This is a genomic window from Saccharothrix sabaoui (assembly GCF_051756985.1).
GTDB lineage: Bacteria > Actinomycetota > Actinomycetes > Mycobacteriales > Pseudonocardiaceae > Actinosynnema.
The window spans coordinates 60,755-76,668 of sequence record NZ_JBPKJK010000024.1 but is presented as its reverse complement, the minus strand read 5'-3'; the positions used below and the strand labels follow the sequence as shown (position 1 = coordinate 76,668).

The window sequence follows — 15,914 nt, the reverse complement described above, 5'->3', positions numbered from 1 at the left end:
CCCGAGCGGCTCTACCTGCCGGTCGTCGACGACCCCGTGTACGGCTACCGCGGCGTCAACGTCGAGTCGCAGCTCGGGCTGGAGTCCTCGCCGCTGAACCGGACCCGCCGGCTGCTGGCCGTGCGCCGGGAGCACGAGGCGTTCGGCCTGGGCACCTACGCGGCCGCCGACGTGTCGAACACGGCCGTCCTGGCCTACCTGCGCCACCACGCGGGCGAGACGCTGCTGTGCGTCTTCAACTTCTCCCCCCGGCCGCAGCCCGTCGAGGTGAAGCTGCCCGGCCTCGACGGGCGGGTGCCGGTCGAGCTGACCGGCGGCGCGCGGTTCCCGGCCATCGGCGGCGAGAGCTACCAGCTCACCCTGCCGGCCCACGGCTTCTACTGGTTCCGGCTCGACGGAGGTGCGGCATGACCACCGCGCTCGGGCTCGACGCCCTGGCCGACGCGTTCGCGACCTGGCTGCCCCGGCAGCGCTGGTACGCGGGCGGGGGCCGCTCCCCGGAGCTGGTGCACGTCGAACGGGTCACCACCCTGCTGGAGGGCGACCCCGGTCTGCTGCACGTGCTGCTCACCGCGGACGGCGAGCGCTACCAGGTGCTGCTGGGCGTGCGGGGGGCGCTGCCCGCCGCGCTCGACGACGCCGCGGTCCTCGACACCCCGTCCGGCGCGTTCTACGCGGCCACGCACGACGGCGAGCTGCTGTCGCGGCTGCTGGCGAACTGCACCGGCGACGAGGACGGGCCGGTGTTCGAGGCCGAGCCGGGCGCGCGGGTCGACCTCGACCTGCCCGCCCGCGTGCTGACCGGGGAGCAGAGCAACACGTCCCTGGTGCTCGGCGAGCGCTACGTCCTCAAGCTGTTCCGACGCGTGCAGCCGGGCGCGCACCCCGACGTGGAGGCGCACCGGGCGCTGCACTCGGTGGGCGCGCCGCACGTGGCCCGGATGCTCGGCAGCATCACGCTGCGGGTCGACGGCTCGCACGCCGCGCTGGGCATCCTCCAGGAGTTCCTGCCCGGCGCGCGCGACGGCTGGGACCTGGCCACGGCCGACCGCGACGCCTTCACCCCCGAGGCCGCGCGGCTGGGGCGCGCCGTCGCCGCCGTCCACGGCGCGCTGGCCCGAGCGTTCGGGCCGCGCACCACGGTGGTCGAGACCCTCGACGACACCGCCGACCGGCTGCACCGCCGGTTCGACGCGCTGGCCGGCGGCGTGCCCGAGCTGGCGCCGCACGAGGACGCGGTGCGCGCCGCGTACGACCGGCTGCGGACCCTGCGGGGGCCGTTCCCCCTGCAACGCGTGCACGGCGACCTGCACCTGGGCCAGGTGCTGCGGTCGGGAGGCCGCTGGACGGTCATCGACTTCGAGGGCGAGCCGGGCCGGCCGGCGGCCGAGCGCAGGGCCCCGCGCCACGCGCTCCAGGACGTCGCCGCGATGCTGCGGTCGTTCGACTACGCCGCCCACCACGGCGGCGCGGCCGACCCCGCCTGGGCGGCGCGGGCGCGGGCGGCGTTCTGCGACGGCTACGCCGAGGTGCTCGACGACCCGCGCTCCCGGCCCGAGCTGCTGCACGCGCTGGAGCTGGACAAGGCCGTCTACGAGGTCGCCTACGAGCGCGCCCACCGGCCGGACTGGACGTCGATCCCGCTCGGCGCGGTCACCCGCATCCTGGGGGCGGCGTCGTGACCGGCGTGCTGTCCTCCCCGGAGGAGGTCGACCGGCTGCTGCTGGGCGACCACCACGACCCGCACTCCCTGCTGGGGCCGCACCGCGAGGGCGGCGACACGGTCGTGCGCACCGTGCAGCCGGGCGCGCTCGCCGTCGCGGTGCTCGCCGGCGGGGCGCGCCACCCGCTGCGGGAGGTGTCGCACGGGCTGTTCGCGGGCGTCGTGCCGGGTGAGCCGGCCGACTACCTGCTGGAGGTCGAGCGCCCCGGCGACACCCGCGTCGTCGGGGACCCGTACGCCGCCGAGCCGACCGTGACGCCCGCCGACCTGGAGCTGATCGCCCGCGGCGAGCACCCCCGGCTGTGGGACGTGCTGGGCGCGCACCCCCGCGACGGCGGCGTCTCCTTCGCGGTGTGGGCCCCGCACGCGCGGGGCGTGCGGGTCGCGGGCGACTTCGACTCGTGGGACGGTCGCGGCACGCCGCTGCGGCGGCTCGGGGCGGGTGTGTGGGAGGTGTTCGTGCCGGGCGTGCGCGTGGGCTGCCGCTACAAGTTCCGCGTGCTCGGCGCGGACGGCGCCTGGCACGAGCACGCCGACCCGATGGCGTTCGCCACCGAGGCGCCGCCCGCCACCGCGTCCGTGGTGACCTCGTCGCGGCACGCGTGGCGCGACGGGTCGTGGGTCGCCGCCCGGCGGGCCACCGACTGGCACGCCTCGCCGATCAGCGTCTACGAGGTGCACCTGGGCTCCTGGCGGCCCGGGCTGTCCTACCGGGAGCTGGCGCACGAGCTGGGCGAGCACGTGCTGGAGACCGGGTTCACGCACGTCGAGCTGATGCCCGTCACCGAGCACCCGTTCGGCGGCTCGTGGGGCTACCAGACCACGTCCTACTTCGCGCCGACCGCCCGGTTCGGCGGCCCGGACGACCTGCGCTACCTCGTCGACCACCTGCACTCGCTCGGCATCGGGGTCGTCCTGGACTGGGTGCCGGCGCACTTCCCGCGCGACGCGTGGGCGCTCGCCCGGTTCGACGGGACCCCGCTCTACGAACACCCCGACCCCCGGCGCGGCGAGCACCCGGACTGGGGCACGTACATCTTCGACCTGGGTCGCCCCGAGGTCCGCGGCTTCCTGACCGCCTCGGCCCTGTACTGGCTCACCGAGTTCCACCTCGACGGGCTGCGGGTGGACGCCGTCGCGTCGATGCTGTACCTGGACTACTCGCGACCGGACGGCGAGTGGCTGCCCAACGAGCACGGCGGGCGGGAGAACCTGGAGGCGGTGGAGTTCCTGCGCGGGCTCAACGACGCGGTCACCGCGCGCTGCCCCGGCGTGCTGGTGTTCGCCGAGGAGTCCACGACCTGGCCGGGCGTCACCGCCGACGACGGCCTGCGGTTCGACTACAAGTGGAACATGGGGTGGATGCACGACGCCCTGCGCTACCTGGGCAACGACCCCGTGCACCGGGCGGCGCACCACGGCGGGATCACGCACTCAGTTGACTACGCGTGGGGCGAGCGCTACCTGCTGCCGCTGTCGCACGACGAGGTCGTGCACGGCAAGGGCTCGCTGTGGCAGCGGATGCCCGGCGACGACCGGCTCAAGGCCGCGGGGGTCCGGTCGCTGCTGGCCTACCAGTGGGCGCACCCGGGCAAGAAGCTGCTGTTCATGGGCTGCGAGTTCGGCCAGCCGTGGGAGTGGGACGCGAACGGCTCGCTCGGGTGGTGGCTGCTCGACGACGAGGGCACCGGCGGTGACGGTGACGTGAACCTCCACCGGGGCGTGCGGCGGGCGGTGGCCGACCTCAACGCCGCCTACCGCCGGGAACCGGCGCTGCACACCCTGGACGGCACGCCGGCGGGCTTCTCCTGGATCTCGGCGGACGACGCGGACCACAACGTCGTCGCGTTCGCGCGGCACGGCGCGGACGGCTCGGTGCTGGTGTGCGCGCTGAACTTCGCGGGCGTGGCCCACCGGGGCCACCGCCTCGGCCTGCCGCACGCGGGCGCGTGGCGGGAGGTGCTCAACACCGACGCACCGGAGTACGGGGGCGCGGGCGTGGTGAACGGCGTGGTGCGGGCCGTCGCCGACCCGCTCGGCGGGCTGCCCGCCTCGGCGGAGCTGGACCTGCCGGCCTGCGGGGCGGTGTGGCTGACGCCCGCGTGACGGGCCTCGGGTGACGCGGGGGCGGGCGGCGCGGGCGCCCGCCCCCTCATCCGCATTCCGGCGGGTTGTGCGCCGGAATGCCAACCCTGGACGTATCCCCTGACGTACACGCGTGTAACTTGCGTACAAACGGGGTAGAGGATCTTTCTATGAGCACACCGATCTACGACGAGCTGGCAGCGATGCTGCTGACCGACAAGCCCGCCGAGACCGAGGCCACCGGACCGCCGCAGGCCGAGCCGGCCCAGGAGCAGGCCGCGCCGGCGCGCACGGGCGGCCGCAGGCGCAAGCCCGAACCGGACGCCTGAGCGTACCCGAGGTCGAACACGCGTTCGACCACCGGGTTATGCTGCCCGCATGCAGGTGTCGCTGTTCGACGACGGCGAGCAGGCCCCCGCGCTGCGCCCGCTGACCGGCGTGCGGCGAACGGTCCTGGGTGACGGCGCGTGGGTGGACGTGCTGCCGGGCTGGTTGACCGGCGCGGACGCGGTGTTCCGCCGCCTGGTGGCCGAGGTGCCGTGGCGCGCCGAGCGCAGGCAGATGTACGAGCGCGTGGTCGACGTCCCGCGCCTGCTCTGCTTCTACGACGAGGCCGCTCCCCTGCCCGACCCGGTGCTCACCGAGGCGCGCGCGGCGCTGAGCGGGTTCTACGCCGACGAACTGGGCGAGCCGTTCCGCACCGCCGGCCTGTGCTACTACCGCGACGGCCGCGACAGCGTGTCCTGGCACGGTGACACGATCGGGCGAGGCGCGACCCAGGACACCATGGTGGCGATCGTGTCCGTCGGCGCACCGCGCGCCCTGGCCCTGCGCCCGCGCGGCGGCGGCCCGACCACCCGCTACGCCCTGGGCCACGGCGACCTGATCGTCATGGGCGGCTCGTGCCAGCGCACGTGGGAGCACGCCGTGCCCAAGGCCCCGAAGCCCGTCGGCCCCCGCGTCAGCGTGCAGTTCCGGCCGCGCGGCGTGCGCTGACCGGGAGGCGCGGGGACCTCGGGTCCCCGCACCCTCACAGGACGGCGACGAGGGCGTCCGCGGCGGTGGTGCTCGGGCGGTCGCTGACCTGGCCGTCGCCCAGCTCCACGACCCGCCACTCCCCGTCGGCGCGCCGGGCCAGGTCGACGGTGGCGAACCGCAGGTCGGCGACCAGCGGTCCGACCACGTCGAGGTCCGGCGCGTCGGGCACCTCGTTCGGCGTGTCGGGGTGGGGGCCGACGAGCACGCAGGCCCCGTCGACCCACCAGGTGCGGACCTCGGTGGAGGTGAACCGCTCGAAGCGGCGCAGCACGAACCCGCCGGTGGCGTCGTCGCCGCGCAGTTCGAGGAACCGCTCGGCGACCTTCCAGGCGGCCCCGGCGTCGGCGAGGTCCGGGATGTACGCGGCCTCGTCCCAGTGGTGCTTCTCGGACTTCGTGTAGTCGCGCAGCACGGCCGCGCCGCCGCCGAGGTCGCGGCGGGCCCGGTCGAAGGCGTCGCGGTCGAAGCCGTCCGTCCACACCGACCCCGGCGTGAGCGCGGTGAAGTCGTCGTACCAGCCGGGCAGCTCGTGGGCGCGGCGGTACTGCTCGGGCGTGGTGCGCGCGGTGACGCCCCGGGCGGCGAGGGCGGCGGCGAACGCGGCGTAGTGCCCTGAGCTGAGCATCCAGCCCCGGTAGACGGCGTCGTCGTCGGCCGGCACCCGCGCCACGGCCCGGTCCGCCTCGCCCCGGGCGAGCGCGTCGTGGTCGACGACCGCGACGCGGTGGCCGGCGTCGCGCGCGGCGGCGGCCTCGGGGGCGAAGTGCGGGTCGGGGCGCACCGGCCGCAGCGGGTCGGCGGGGACGAGCAGCATCATGGCCGTCATGGTGATCGTCCGCGCGGCCGAGGGCCAGCGGTTTCGCGGAGGTCGCGCACCTTGCGCAAACCCTCGCGCCCGACGCGCCCGCCGGTTGATCATGGGAGGGGCGACGGGGGGAGGTCCGGGGTGGGCGGGGTTCGGGCACGGGTGGCGGTGGCCTGCGCGACCTTCGCGCTGCTGGGCGTCAACGCGGCCGTGGTGGGCGTGCTGCTGCCGACCCAGCTCGTGGACTACGGCGTGGACCGGTCCACGCTCGGCGTCGTCTTCCTGACCGGCGCGGCCGGGTTCGCGCTGGGCGGTGCCGCCGCCGGGCCGCTGCTGCACCGCTGGGGACCGCGCGCCGCGCTGTGCTCGAACGGCCTGCTGCTGGCGGCCGGCGCGCTGGTCACCGCCCTGCACCCGCCGTTCGCGGTGCTCGTGCTGCTCCAGGTCGTCACGGGCTGGTCGAGCGGGGTGCTGGAGTCGGTCCTCAACGCGGAGCTGGCGGCGCTGCCCAACGCCACGACCCGGCTCAACCGGCTGCACGCGTTCTTCGGCGTGGGCGCGCTGCTCGGCCCGATCGGCGCGACCCGGCTCCTGGAGGTCGCGCCGTGGCCGACCACCTGGCTGGTGCTCGGCCTGGTCACGCTCCCCCTGGCCGCCGGCTACCTGGCCGTGTTCCCCGCCGCACCGCCCGGGGTGGCGGCGCCGGCAGGGTCGGGGCCGGTCGGGTCGGGGCCGGTCGGGTCGGGGCCGGTCGGGTCGGGGCAGGTCGGGTCGGGGGGCCTGTTGGGCGCGGCGCTGCGCCGCCGGGGCGTGCCGGCGGCGACCCTGTTGCTGCTGCTGTACGTCGGGCTGGAGCAGGCCGTCGGCAGCTGGGGGTTCGGCTACCTGGTGGAGGCGCGCGGGCACGCCGACCTGGTCGCCGGCTACGCGGTGAGCGGCTACTGGCTGGGCCTGACCGCCGGTCGGTTCACGATCAGCCCCGTGCTCACCCGCCTCGGCTGGACGGCGGTCGGCCTGATGACCGCGTGCCTGGGCGGGGTGGCGGTGGTCTCCGCCCTGATGTGGCTGACCCCCCTGCCCCCGCTCGTGGGCTTCGCGCTGCTCGGCTTCGCCCTGGGACCGGTGTTCCCGACCGCGATGGCGGTGGTGCCGGTCCTGACCGGCGACCGCCTGGCCCCGACCGCGATGGGCCTGCTGAACGCGGGGTCGTCGATCGGCGGCGGCGTCCTGCCGTGGGGGGCGGGCGCGCTGGCCCAGGGCGCGGGCGTGTGGACGCTGCTGCCGTTCGCGCTCGCGCTGGCCGTGCTGCAACTGGCCGTGTGGTGGCCCCTCGCCCGCCGGGTCCGGGCCGGGACCGCAGGCCCGGCCTCGTGACGCCCGACCGCGTCGCGGGCACGGACTACGATCGGCGCGTGGACCACGGCGACGACCTGATGGCCTGGGCGCCGCAGCCGACCGGGGACGCCGCATACCCCGTGGTCGCGCTGCCCGGGTACAGCGATTTCCGGCTCGTCGCGCACGGCGGTGAGGGCACGGTGTACCGGGCGCGCCAGGACGGGCTGGGCCGGGACGTCGCGGTGAAGGTGCTCGACGTGACCGACCCGGACGCGGTCGGCCGGTTCCGCCGCGAGCTGGAGATCACCGTCCGGCTGGGCCGCCAGCACCCGCACATCGTGACGGTGCTGGACACCGGGGTGGTCTCCGGGCGGCCGTGCATCGTGATGGAGTACTACGACCTCGGGTCGCTGGCCGACCGGCTCGCGCAGCGCGGGCCGCTGCCGGTGCAGGAGGTCGTCGCGGCCGGGATCGCGGTGGCCGACGCGCTGGCGTTCGCGCACGGGCAGGGCATCCTGCACCGGGACGTGAAACCGCAGAACATCCTGGTGCTGCCGACGTCCTACGTGCTGGCCGACTTCGGCATCGCGCGCGGCGCGGACGCGGCGCACACCGCGTCCCTGCACCTGGTCAGCTACCGGCACGCCGCGCCGCAGATGGTGGACGGGCAGCCGCCGGACGCCTCGGACGACCTGTGGTCGCTGGGGTCGACGCTGTTCACGCTGCTGGACGGGCAGCCGCCGTTCACCTCGGACCGGCCCGGCGAGGACACGATGCTCGGCTACCTCGGCCGGGTGCGCGAGGGGCAGCCGCGGTCGCTGCTGCGCCGCGACGTGCCGGTCGAGCTGATCGCGATCATCCTGCGGTGCCTGCGCAAGTCGCGGGACGAGCGGTTCCCGGACGCCCTGGCGCTGCGCGCCGCGCTGGCGGCCGTGCCGACCTGGACACCGCAGTCCACAGTGGACCCCGACCACACGGCGGCGGTGCGGCGGGAGGTGCTCGAGCGCTTCCCGGACGGGCCGACGTCGGTGCCGGACTTCGGCCCGCGCACCGAGGTGGAGACACCCGAACCGGAGCCCGGCCCCGCTGCCGAGCCGGTGCGCACGTGGGCGGAGGACCTGGCGGAGCTGACCGTCCGGCACGAGCCGCGCCCGCGCCCCGTCGTGCCGCCGCCCCCGCCGCCGGTCGTGGAGCTGCCCGAACCGCCCGCCCGGAGGCGCTCACGCGGGCGGTGGGTGGTGGCGGGCGCGGTCGCGGTGGTGGTCGGCGCGGGCGTCGGGGTGGCGCTGAGCCTGCCCGGTGCGTCCGAGCGGGTGGCCGGGCCGACGTCGTCCGCCGCGCCCGCGACGACCACCGCCACCACCACACCCGCGCCCACCACGACGGCGGCGACCGTGCCCGAGGGCGGCGACCCGGCGATCACGCCGGTGCTCAAGCGCCTGGAGGACACCGGGGACCGCATCGAGCTGTTCTGGACCGACCCGAGCGGGGGCGGCGCGCAGTTCGTCGTGGTGGACGTGACCGGTCCGACGGCGAAACCCCTGGTGACGGTGGCGGCCGGCGCGACCTCCCACGTGCTGGAGGGCCTGGAGCCCGACGCGCCGCAGTACTGCTTCCAGGTCCTCGCGATCGGCCTGGCCGACCCGACGACGCAGCGCGCCGCCTCGGCCCGCACGTGCGCCGTCCGCGCCAACCGGTAGCGCCCGACCAGTAGCGCCCAACCAGTAGCGCCCGGCCGGTGGCGCCCGGCCGGTGGCGCGGCTAGCGCCGCCGCAGCGGCCTCGGGTCCACGGCCCAGAACACCCGCCGGTACCAGGGCACCCGGCGGCGGACGTCGCGGCGCACCTCGCGGGCCAGCTCCCAGGCGCGGCCCGCCGACGCGGGGGCGTCGGGCGCGAACGCCGCGTGCTCGGCGAGCCGGGCCAGGTCGAGCGCGGCCGGCGAGCCCAGGTCGCGCGCGACGGCCGGCGCGGTCCGGTCGGGCGGCGGCGTGCGGCCCGCGAGCAGCAGGCCGTCCAGCACGTGCGCCCACGCGCCGGTCGGCCCGGCCCGGCGCAGCCGGCGACCGCGGTCCGCCCTGGCCAGGACGAGCACCAGCAGCAGGAGCACCGGGACCGCGCCGAGCACCGCGTAGCCGGTCCACCGCCGCGACCCCGCCCCGGGGGCGGCCTGCGCCGCCACCGGGCTCGACGGCGTCACCAGCGGCGGGGGCGGGGACAGCGAGGTGCTGGTCGGGCTCGCGGTGACCGAGGCGAGCCGGTCGAGGACCTCGCGCTTCTGCGCCGCGCTCGCGCCGCCCGAGGACACGCCCGACACCGGGTCGAACGGCACCCAGCCCCAGCCCGCGAAGTACATCTCCGGCCACGCGGTGGCATCGCTGCCGCGCACCACCCGCTCCTCCCCCGCCGCCGGCTGGAACCCGACCACCACGCGCGTCGGCAGGCCGACCGAGCGGGCCAGCACCGCGAACGCCGACGCGAACTGCTCGGCGGTGCCCGCGTTCGCCCCCGGCTCGCCGGGCGTGCCGAACAGGAACCGCTCCAGCCGCGCGTACGACGACCCGACGGGCGCCCGCGCGTCCGGCGTCCGGTCCTGCTTGACCACCTGCTCGATCGCCACCGCCCGCTCGTAGGGCGTCCGCGCGGCCCGCACGACCTGCCGCGCGTACTCCGCCAGCGACTCCGGCAACCCGGGCACGGCCAGGTAGCGGCGCGTCCGGGGACCGGTGGGCACGGTGGCGGTCAGCAGGTCGTCGTCGGCCGGCACGTCCACCGCCCCGCGCACCCGGTAGGTCAGGCCCGGCGACAGCTCGGCGGGCAGCACCAGCGAGCCGGAGTCGGGGTCGACCACCGCGTCGGCGAGGGAGACCGCCGTCGGCCGGCCCGCGGTGGGCAGCCAGCTGCCGCGCAGCTCGCCGATGGTCACCTCGACCTCGGCCTCGTCGACCCGCGCGCCCGCGGGCAGGTCGGGTTCCGCGACCGCGCCGATCGGCCCGTACAGCGACGCCGCGCGCCACGCCGCGCCCGAGTAGTCCGACAGCGCCGCCAGCCGGATCGCCCGCTCGGGGCCGCGCACGCGGAACAGCTCGGTGTCGCCCAGGTCGGCCCACGAGGCGAGCTGCGGCAGCGGGTTCGCCACGCCCAGCCCGCTGACCGGCGGTTCGACCAGGTCACGCGGTTCGAACGCCGCGCCGGGCGGCAGCACGAGCGCCAGCAGCGCCACCACGGCCACCGGCACGGCGGGCAGGGCGGTCAGCACCCGGCCGCCCGTCTCCAGCCGGTCGACCAGCAGCCAGCCCAGCGCGACCAGCGCCACGAGCCCCACCGCGACCAGCCCCGCGCGGTCGGCGCGCCCGGCGGTGAGCAGCGCGGTGGCCGTGTAGAGCACCACCGCGCCCACCAGCGGCGCGAGCAGCGACCGGCCGCCGCGCAGCAGGGACAGCACGACCAGCAGCGACACCGCGAACACCAGCAGCGCGCCGGGCGCCAGCAGTTCCGGCGCGGCGGGCGCGGGCCGGGCCGCCGTCAGCAGCCTCGGCACCAGGTCCAGCAGCACGGGCAGCGGGTCGGTCGAGCCCACCGCCGCGGGCGCGGCCACCCGGTACGCGCCGGCCACGGCGAGCGCGACGAGCCCGAACGCCACCAGCCCCGTCGGCAGCCGCCGCCACCGCAGCAGCGGCAGGCACGCGAACGCGGCCAGCGCGGCGCCGGCGAACACCAGCGACGGCGCGAAGCCCTGCCACCCCGCGCCCAGGTGCAGCGCGGCCACCACGAGCAGCGACGCCGACCAGCCCAGCCGCGCGCTCACCGCGACACCACCGCGCCGCAGGCACCTGACAGCACCCCGGCCGGCCGCCGGCGCGACACCACCGACCCGCCCCTCACCGCGACACCACCGCGTTCCAGGCGTCCAGCAGCCCTTCGGCCCGGGGGTGCCGCAGCACGAGCACGGACCCGGTGGCCGAGACCGGGCTCACCGGTTCCGGGTCCACCGCCAGCACGACGCCCACCGACGCCCGTCCCGCCTCCAGCACCAGCGCGGACAGGTCGGCCGCCGCGCCGCACACCACCGCCACCACGTCCAGGTCGCGGATCGGCACGGGCCGCGCCACACCCCCGCCCCCCGCCACGCCCACGTCGGCCAGCGCCGCCAGCACCACCGCCGCGTCCGCGTCCACCGCGCCCGGCGGCAGCTCCAGGTCCACCGCGCCCGAGGAGGTCACCAGCCGCACCGGGTGCCCGTCGGCGACGGCGACCGCGACCAGCGACGCGGCCACCTCGACGGCGTGCTCGAAGTCCCCCGCCGCCGCGTAGCCCGTCGCGCGGTCGTCCAGCACGACGGCCAGGTGCGGGCGCGCCGGGTCGGCGTCCTCCCGGACCATCAGCGTGCCGGTGCGCGCCGACGTCGCCCAGTGCAGCCGCCGCAGGTCGTCGCCCGGCACGTACTCGCGCAGGCCGACCAGGTCGGTGCCGCCGCGCTCGACGCGCTCGTCCGCGCCCACCTGACCGCGCCGCGCGCCGCCGGGCAGGCCGCGCACCGGCAGCACGCGCGGCACGACCCGCACCTCCACCACGTCGCCGACCACGGTCCGGGCCCGCGCCAGGCCCGCCAACCCGCGCCGGTCCAGGGTCAGCGGCCCGACCGCGACCAGGCCCCGGGTGTGCGTCGGGATCGGGTACTCGACCTTCACCTCCTGGCCGGGTGCGAGCAGGGGCAGGTCCACCGGCACCATCTCGCCCGCGACCTCGTCGGTCGCGTCGAACAGCACCGGGAACCGCCTGCTGGTGCCGGTCAGCTCCAGCACGCCGCGGCACGACCCGAGCCGCTGCACGGTGCGCGGGCGCACGGTGCGCCTCGGCTCGACCCGGGCCCGCGAGAGCACCGACACCACGCCGGCCAGCGCCAGCGCGACCAGCGCCGCGCCCAGCCCGACGACCCCCGGGTAGCGCCACCACAGCCCCGCCGCGACCAGCGCCGCCCCGAGCAGGACCGCGCCCAGCCCACGCGCGGTCAGCCGCACGCGGGTCACCGCGCCGCCGGCCTCGGCACCGCCACGCCCGCCAGGACGTCGGCCAGCACCTCCTCGGTGGTGCTGCCGGCCAGCTGCGCCTCGCGGGTGAGCACCAGCCGGTGCGCCAGCACCGGCACGGCCAGCGCCTGCACGTCACCGGGCACCACGAAGTGGCGGCCCTGCGCGGCGGCGTACACCTGCACGCAGCGCACCAGCGCCCGCAGGCCGCGCGTGCTCGCGCCCAGCCGCAGCCGGTCGTCGCGGCGGGTGGCCACCCCGAGGTCGCTGACGTAGTGCAGCAGCGGGTCCGCCACGTGCAGCGTCGCCAGCCTGCGGCCGTGCTCGGCCACCACGTGCGGGTTGCTCACCGCGGGCACCGCGCCGACCTGGCCCGCGCCGCTGCCCGGCCGCAGCACGTCGATCTCGTGCTCCACCGAGGGGTAGCCGATGGAGGTGCGCAGCATGAACCGGTCGAGCTGGGCCTCGGGCAGCCGGTAGGTGCCGTCCAGGTCGATCGGGTTCTGCGTGGCGACCACCAGGAACGGCGAGGGCACCGAGTGCGCGACGCCGTCCACGGTGACCGTGCGCTCCTCCATCACCTCCAGCAGCGCCGACTGGGTCTTCGCCGCCGCCCGGTTGATCTCGTCCGCCAGCACGACGTTCGCGAACACCGGTCCCGGGCGGAAGCGCACCTGGCCGGTCTGCGGGTCGTACACCGACGTGCCGGTCACGTCCGAGGGCAGCAGGTCGGGCGTGAACTGCACGCGTCGCGACAGCCCGCCCAGCGCGCCCGCGACCGCCCTCGCCAGCGTCGTCTTGCCGGTGCCGGGCACGTCCTCCAGCAGCACGTGCCCGCCCGCGAACATCGACACCAGGACGAGGTCGACGATGTCGCGCTTGCCGCGCACGGCCGACTCGACCGCGTCACCGAGGCGCGCGTGCAACGCGCGGAACGCCGCGATCTCGTCCTCGCCGATCGCCGGAACCGCAGTACTGGTCACGCCTCGCCCCTCGCTCGTGCACGTCGTCCCGCCGCGGGCCCGACCTCCGCCCGCTCGCCCTCGGTCCCGCCCGGTCCCGGTCCCGCTCGCCCTCGGTCCCGCTCGGCTCAGTCCCGCTCGTCCTCGCGGCGCCGGTCGCGCAGCCGCAGCAGCCACGCCGTGGCCAGCAGCCCGATCCCGCCGCCCACCAGCTGACCGGGTTCCTGCTGCTCGGAGATGCTCCTCGGCTGGCAGATCCGGCCACCGCACGTCTCCGGCGGCTCGCGGACGGGCGCGACGCGGATCTTGGAGTCCACCGACCCGCTCGGCCCGTACGCCCGCACCACGAGCGAGTTGGAGCCGTAGTCCACGGCGATCGACACCGAGCCGCCCGCGCACGGGACCGGCGCCGTGGCGCCCAGTTCGAGGTTCACCACCTCGCAGGTCCCGGTGTGCGCCGCCCAGTCGGCGGGCGGGGCCGTGGTGACCCGCTTCTCGAAGACGTTCGAGCCCGTGCCGACCGTGCCGATCACCGCGACGTCGGGCGTCGGCAGCGGAGGGGGCGGCGGCGGGGTGGTGGTCGTCGTGGTCACCACGGGCGGCGGGGCCTGCGTCGTGGTCACCACCGGCGGGGGCGCCTGCGTGGTGGTCGTGACCACCGCGGCGGGGCGGACCGCCCAGGACGCCGCACCGGCCTCGCCCGCGCCGAACCGGTTGTAGGCCGACACGGCCACGTCGAGCCGGCCGCCGGCGCAGAACGTCGAGCCCGCGCACGGCAGTGTCAGCTCGGTCGAGGTGCCGGTCACCTGCGCGGTCCGGGTGCCGCCGGAGAACCCGCCGGTCGCCGTCACCGAGTACCCGGTCAGCGGTTCGCCGCCGTCGGGCACCGCGGCCCAGGTCACCGCCACCACGACGGACGTCCCGTTGTTGCTCCGCTGGGTCACCGAGACGGTGGCGGGCGCGCCCGGCGCCTGCCCCGGCACGTCCTGGCTCTGCGTCGTCGCCGGCGCCGTCGTGGTCGTCTCGCCGCCGCCCTGCTGCTGCTGCGGGCCGCCGCGCGGGTTGTCGCGCGTGGGCGGGTCCGGGCGCGGCGGCGGGGGGCTGGGCACGCTCGGCGTCGGCGTGCGGTCGGGGTCGACCACCGGCAGCTCCGGGCTGCGGACCACCACGGTGCGCGTGCTGCCGTCGGTGTCCACGATGACGCCGGAGTCGGCGCCGGGCGTGTTGATGAACAGCCGGCCGTCGTCGAACACCAGCGCCGGGTCGCCGGAACCGCCGGTGCGCACGTCGTCCGCGCCGCGCCCGCCGGAGCGGTCGAGCACCACGACCTTGCCCGAGCCGCGGCACGGCACGTACACGCGGTCGCGGTACACGGCTGGCCTGCCCGGCTTGCGGCAGTCGAAGCGGCCCATGTCGACGCGCACCACCCGGTCGCCGCTGAGCAGCACCACCGCGGCGGCGTCCGGCACCGAGGCGGGCACCAGGCCCGTCGGGCTCGTCTGGGCGGCCAGCACCTCGCCGGAGAGGGAGTCGGTGCTCGCCGTGAGGTCGCGGCCGGTGCCGTCACGCAGCACCACGCCGCCCTCCAGGCCCAGCAGCGTCACGCCGCGCTCGTGCGGCACCAGCGCCGTGCGGGGGCCCGCGCCCGGCACCGGCCGGTCCGACCGCTCCAGGAACCGCTGCTCGTCGGGCGACCACTCCAGCGCGTGCAGGTTCCCGCCGTGGTCCACCGCCCACACCACGCCGTCGTCGTCCACCACCACGTCGGCCAGCGGCTGGCCCGCGAGCCACGGCGCGCCGATATCGGCCAGCGTCACCGGGTCCGCGTTGTGGATCGACCCGGCCGCCCGGTCGACGACGAACACCTGGTCCCAGGCGATCAGCACCTTGGCCGACGGTCCCGCCGGCGCCTGCCGCCGGCCCGAGGCCAGCAGCGTCGCCAGGTCGATCACCGTGATCTGGCCGGTGCGCCGGTCGAGCACGACCAGCGCGTCGTCGGACTGCGCGATCTCCAGCTGGGCGTCCGCGCCGCTGACCTGCAGGCGCGTCTGCGGTTTCCCGGAGCTGGGGTTGACCTGGACGACCTCACCGCGCTGGTCGTCGCCGAGCCACGTCAGCCCGTCGGTCACCTCGACCGCGGTGCGCGAGATGCCGTCGCCCAGTGCGGCGCCGACCAGCAGCAGGAGTCCCAAGGCGGCCGCGGCGGCGCTCGCGGACCCGCGTCGGCCCGCGTCGGCGACGCGGCGGGCGATCGTTCCCGGCTTCCATCCCACGGGGCGGATGCTAACGGTCTGCCGTGACGTTCCGGGGACAACGGCGAATCCTGCTCCGGACGGCCGAACGGACCCGGGCCGGACGCGTCCACATCGGACAGCTCCTCCCCCGCGCCGGGGGCGGGGTCAGAACTCGCCCAGCTCGGCGCGGGCCTTGGCGCACTCCGTGGTCAGGCCGGCGTCGATCGCCCGGCTGATGCCGGCCAGCGCCTCCAGCTGCTCGGGCGTCAGCACGTCGAACAGGTGCTCGCGCACGGCGGCCACGTGCCCCGGGGCGGCGGCGCGCAGCACGGCGAACCCCTCGTCGGTCAGCGCCGCGATCGAGCCGCGCCGGTCCGACGGGCACGCCCGGCGCTCGACCCACCCCTCCTTCTCCAGGCGGGCCACCGCGTGGGAGAGTCGGGAGCGTGACGAGAGGCACACCGAGGCTAGCTCGCTCATCCTCATCGAGCGCTCCGGTGCCTCGGACAGCGCGACCAGGATCTCGTAGTAGGCCATCGGCATGCCGGAGTCGCGCTGCAACTGCCGGTCCAGGTGTTCGGTGAACTTGGTCACGGCGGTCGTGAAGCCACGCCAGACCCGCTGCTCTTCGGCGCTCAACCACCGCACGTCGCTCATGGCACCCATCATACGTCCGTTGTTGAACACTCAACCAGGATGCGCT

Annotated in this window: 13 protein-coding genes; 7 read left to right on the top strand and 6 right to left on the bottom strand. The window is 76.7% G+C overall.

The genetic code is table 11. The annotated features are described in order from the left end of the window. From ACR807_RS10210 to ACR807_RS10190, 5 genes are all read left to right on the top strand, one after another. Positions 1 to 411: alpha-glucosidase C-terminal domain-containing protein (locus tag ACR807_RS10210; RefSeq protein WP_438920994.1), on the top strand; the 411-nt coding region annotated here is incomplete at its 5' end. Next, positions 408 to 1,682 carry a maltokinase N-terminal cap-like domain-containing protein gene (locus tag ACR807_RS10205; protein WP_438920993.1) on the top strand — a complete coding sequence of 425 codons (1,275 nt, stop codon included), beginning with the start codon at positions 408 to 410 and terminating at the stop codon, positions 1,680 to 1,682. The genes ACR807_RS10210 and ACR807_RS10205, both read left to right, overlap by 4 nt. After that, positions 1,679 to 3,829 (top strand): 1,4-alpha-glucan branching protein GlgB, encoded by a 2,151-nt coding sequence (gene glgB, locus ACR807_RS10200; RefSeq protein WP_438920992.1) that lies wholly within the window; start codon positions 1,679 to 1,681, stop codon positions 3,827 to 3,829. The genes ACR807_RS10205 and glgB overlap by 4 nt, the downstream gene beginning before the upstream one ends. Before the next feature lie 149 nt (positions 3,830 to 3,978). Then, positions 3,979 to 4,137 (top strand): hypothetical protein, encoded by a 159-nt coding sequence (locus ACR807_RS10195; protein ID WP_438920991.1) that lies wholly within the window; start codon positions 3,979 to 3,981, stop codon positions 4,135 to 4,137. Between the two features lie 49 nt (positions 4,138 to 4,186). Further along, positions 4,187 to 4,804 (top strand): alpha-ketoglutarate-dependent dioxygenase AlkB, encoded by a 618-nt coding sequence (locus tag ACR807_RS10190; RefSeq protein WP_438920990.1) that lies wholly within the window; start codon positions 4,187 to 4,189, stop codon positions 4,802 to 4,804. A 34-nt stretch (positions 4,805 to 4,838) separates the two neighbouring features. Here ACR807_RS10190 and ACR807_RS10185 read toward each other — a convergent pair whose 3' ends face one another. Next, entirely contained in the window at positions 4,839 to 5,663 is an 825-nt protein-coding gene (locus ACR807_RS10185) for an ATP-grasp domain-containing protein (RefSeq protein ID WP_438920989.1), read from the bottom strand. 129 nt (positions 5,664 to 5,792) lie between these two features. Between ACR807_RS10185 and ACR807_RS10180 the strand changes: the two genes are divergently transcribed. After that, the gene (locus tag ACR807_RS10180) at positions 5,793 to 7,025 is read left to right on the top strand and encodes an MFS transporter (protein ID WP_438920988.1); all 1,233 of its coding nucleotides are present in this window, start codon (positions 5,793 to 5,795) and stop codon (positions 7,023 to 7,025) included. Positions 7,026 to 7,063: 38 nt separating this feature from the next. After that, positions 7,064 to 8,686 (top strand): serine/threonine-protein kinase, encoded by a 1,623-nt coding sequence (locus ACR807_RS10175; RefSeq protein WP_438920987.1) that lies wholly within the window; start codon positions 7,064 to 7,066, stop codon positions 8,684 to 8,686. Between the two features lie 61 nt (positions 8,687 to 8,747). On the opposite strand, the gene ACR807_RS10170 is transcribed toward ACR807_RS10175, so the two are convergent. From ACR807_RS10170 to ACR807_RS10150, 5 genes are all read right to left on the bottom strand, one after another. After that, the gene (locus tag ACR807_RS10170) at positions 8,748 to 10,793 is read right to left on the bottom strand and encodes a transglutaminaseTgpA domain-containing protein (protein WP_438920986.1); all 2,046 of its coding nucleotides are present in this window, start codon (positions 10,791 to 10,793) and stop codon (positions 8,748 to 8,750) included. A gap of 73 nt (positions 10,794 to 10,866) precedes the next feature. After that, complete coding sequence (locus ACR807_RS10165; protein ID WP_438920985.1) at positions 10,867 to 12,006, bottom strand: DUF58 domain-containing protein; 1,140 nt, start codon at positions 12,004 to 12,006, stop codon at positions 10,867 to 10,869. Positions 12,007 to 12,011: 5 nt separating this feature from the next. Beyond that, positions 12,012 to 12,998: an AAA family ATPase gene (locus tag ACR807_RS10160; RefSeq protein WP_438920984.1), complete on the bottom strand. Its 987-nt coding sequence runs from the start codon at positions 12,996 to 12,998 to the stop codon at positions 12,012 to 12,014. Positions 12,999 to 13,105: 107 nt separating this feature from the next. Continuing rightward, on the bottom strand, positions 13,106 to 15,250 hold the full coding sequence (locus ACR807_RS10155; protein WP_438920983.1) for a hypothetical protein: 2,145 nt from the start codon (positions 15,248 to 15,250) through the stop codon (positions 13,106 to 13,108). A gap of 126 nt (positions 15,251 to 15,376) precedes the next feature. Continuing rightward, a complete protein-coding gene (locus ACR807_RS10150; protein WP_438920982.1) occupies positions 15,377 to 15,868 on the bottom strand; it encodes a MarR family winged helix-turn-helix transcriptional regulator in 492 nt (163 codons plus the stop codon). Positions 15,869 to 15,914: the final 46 nt, after the last annotated feature.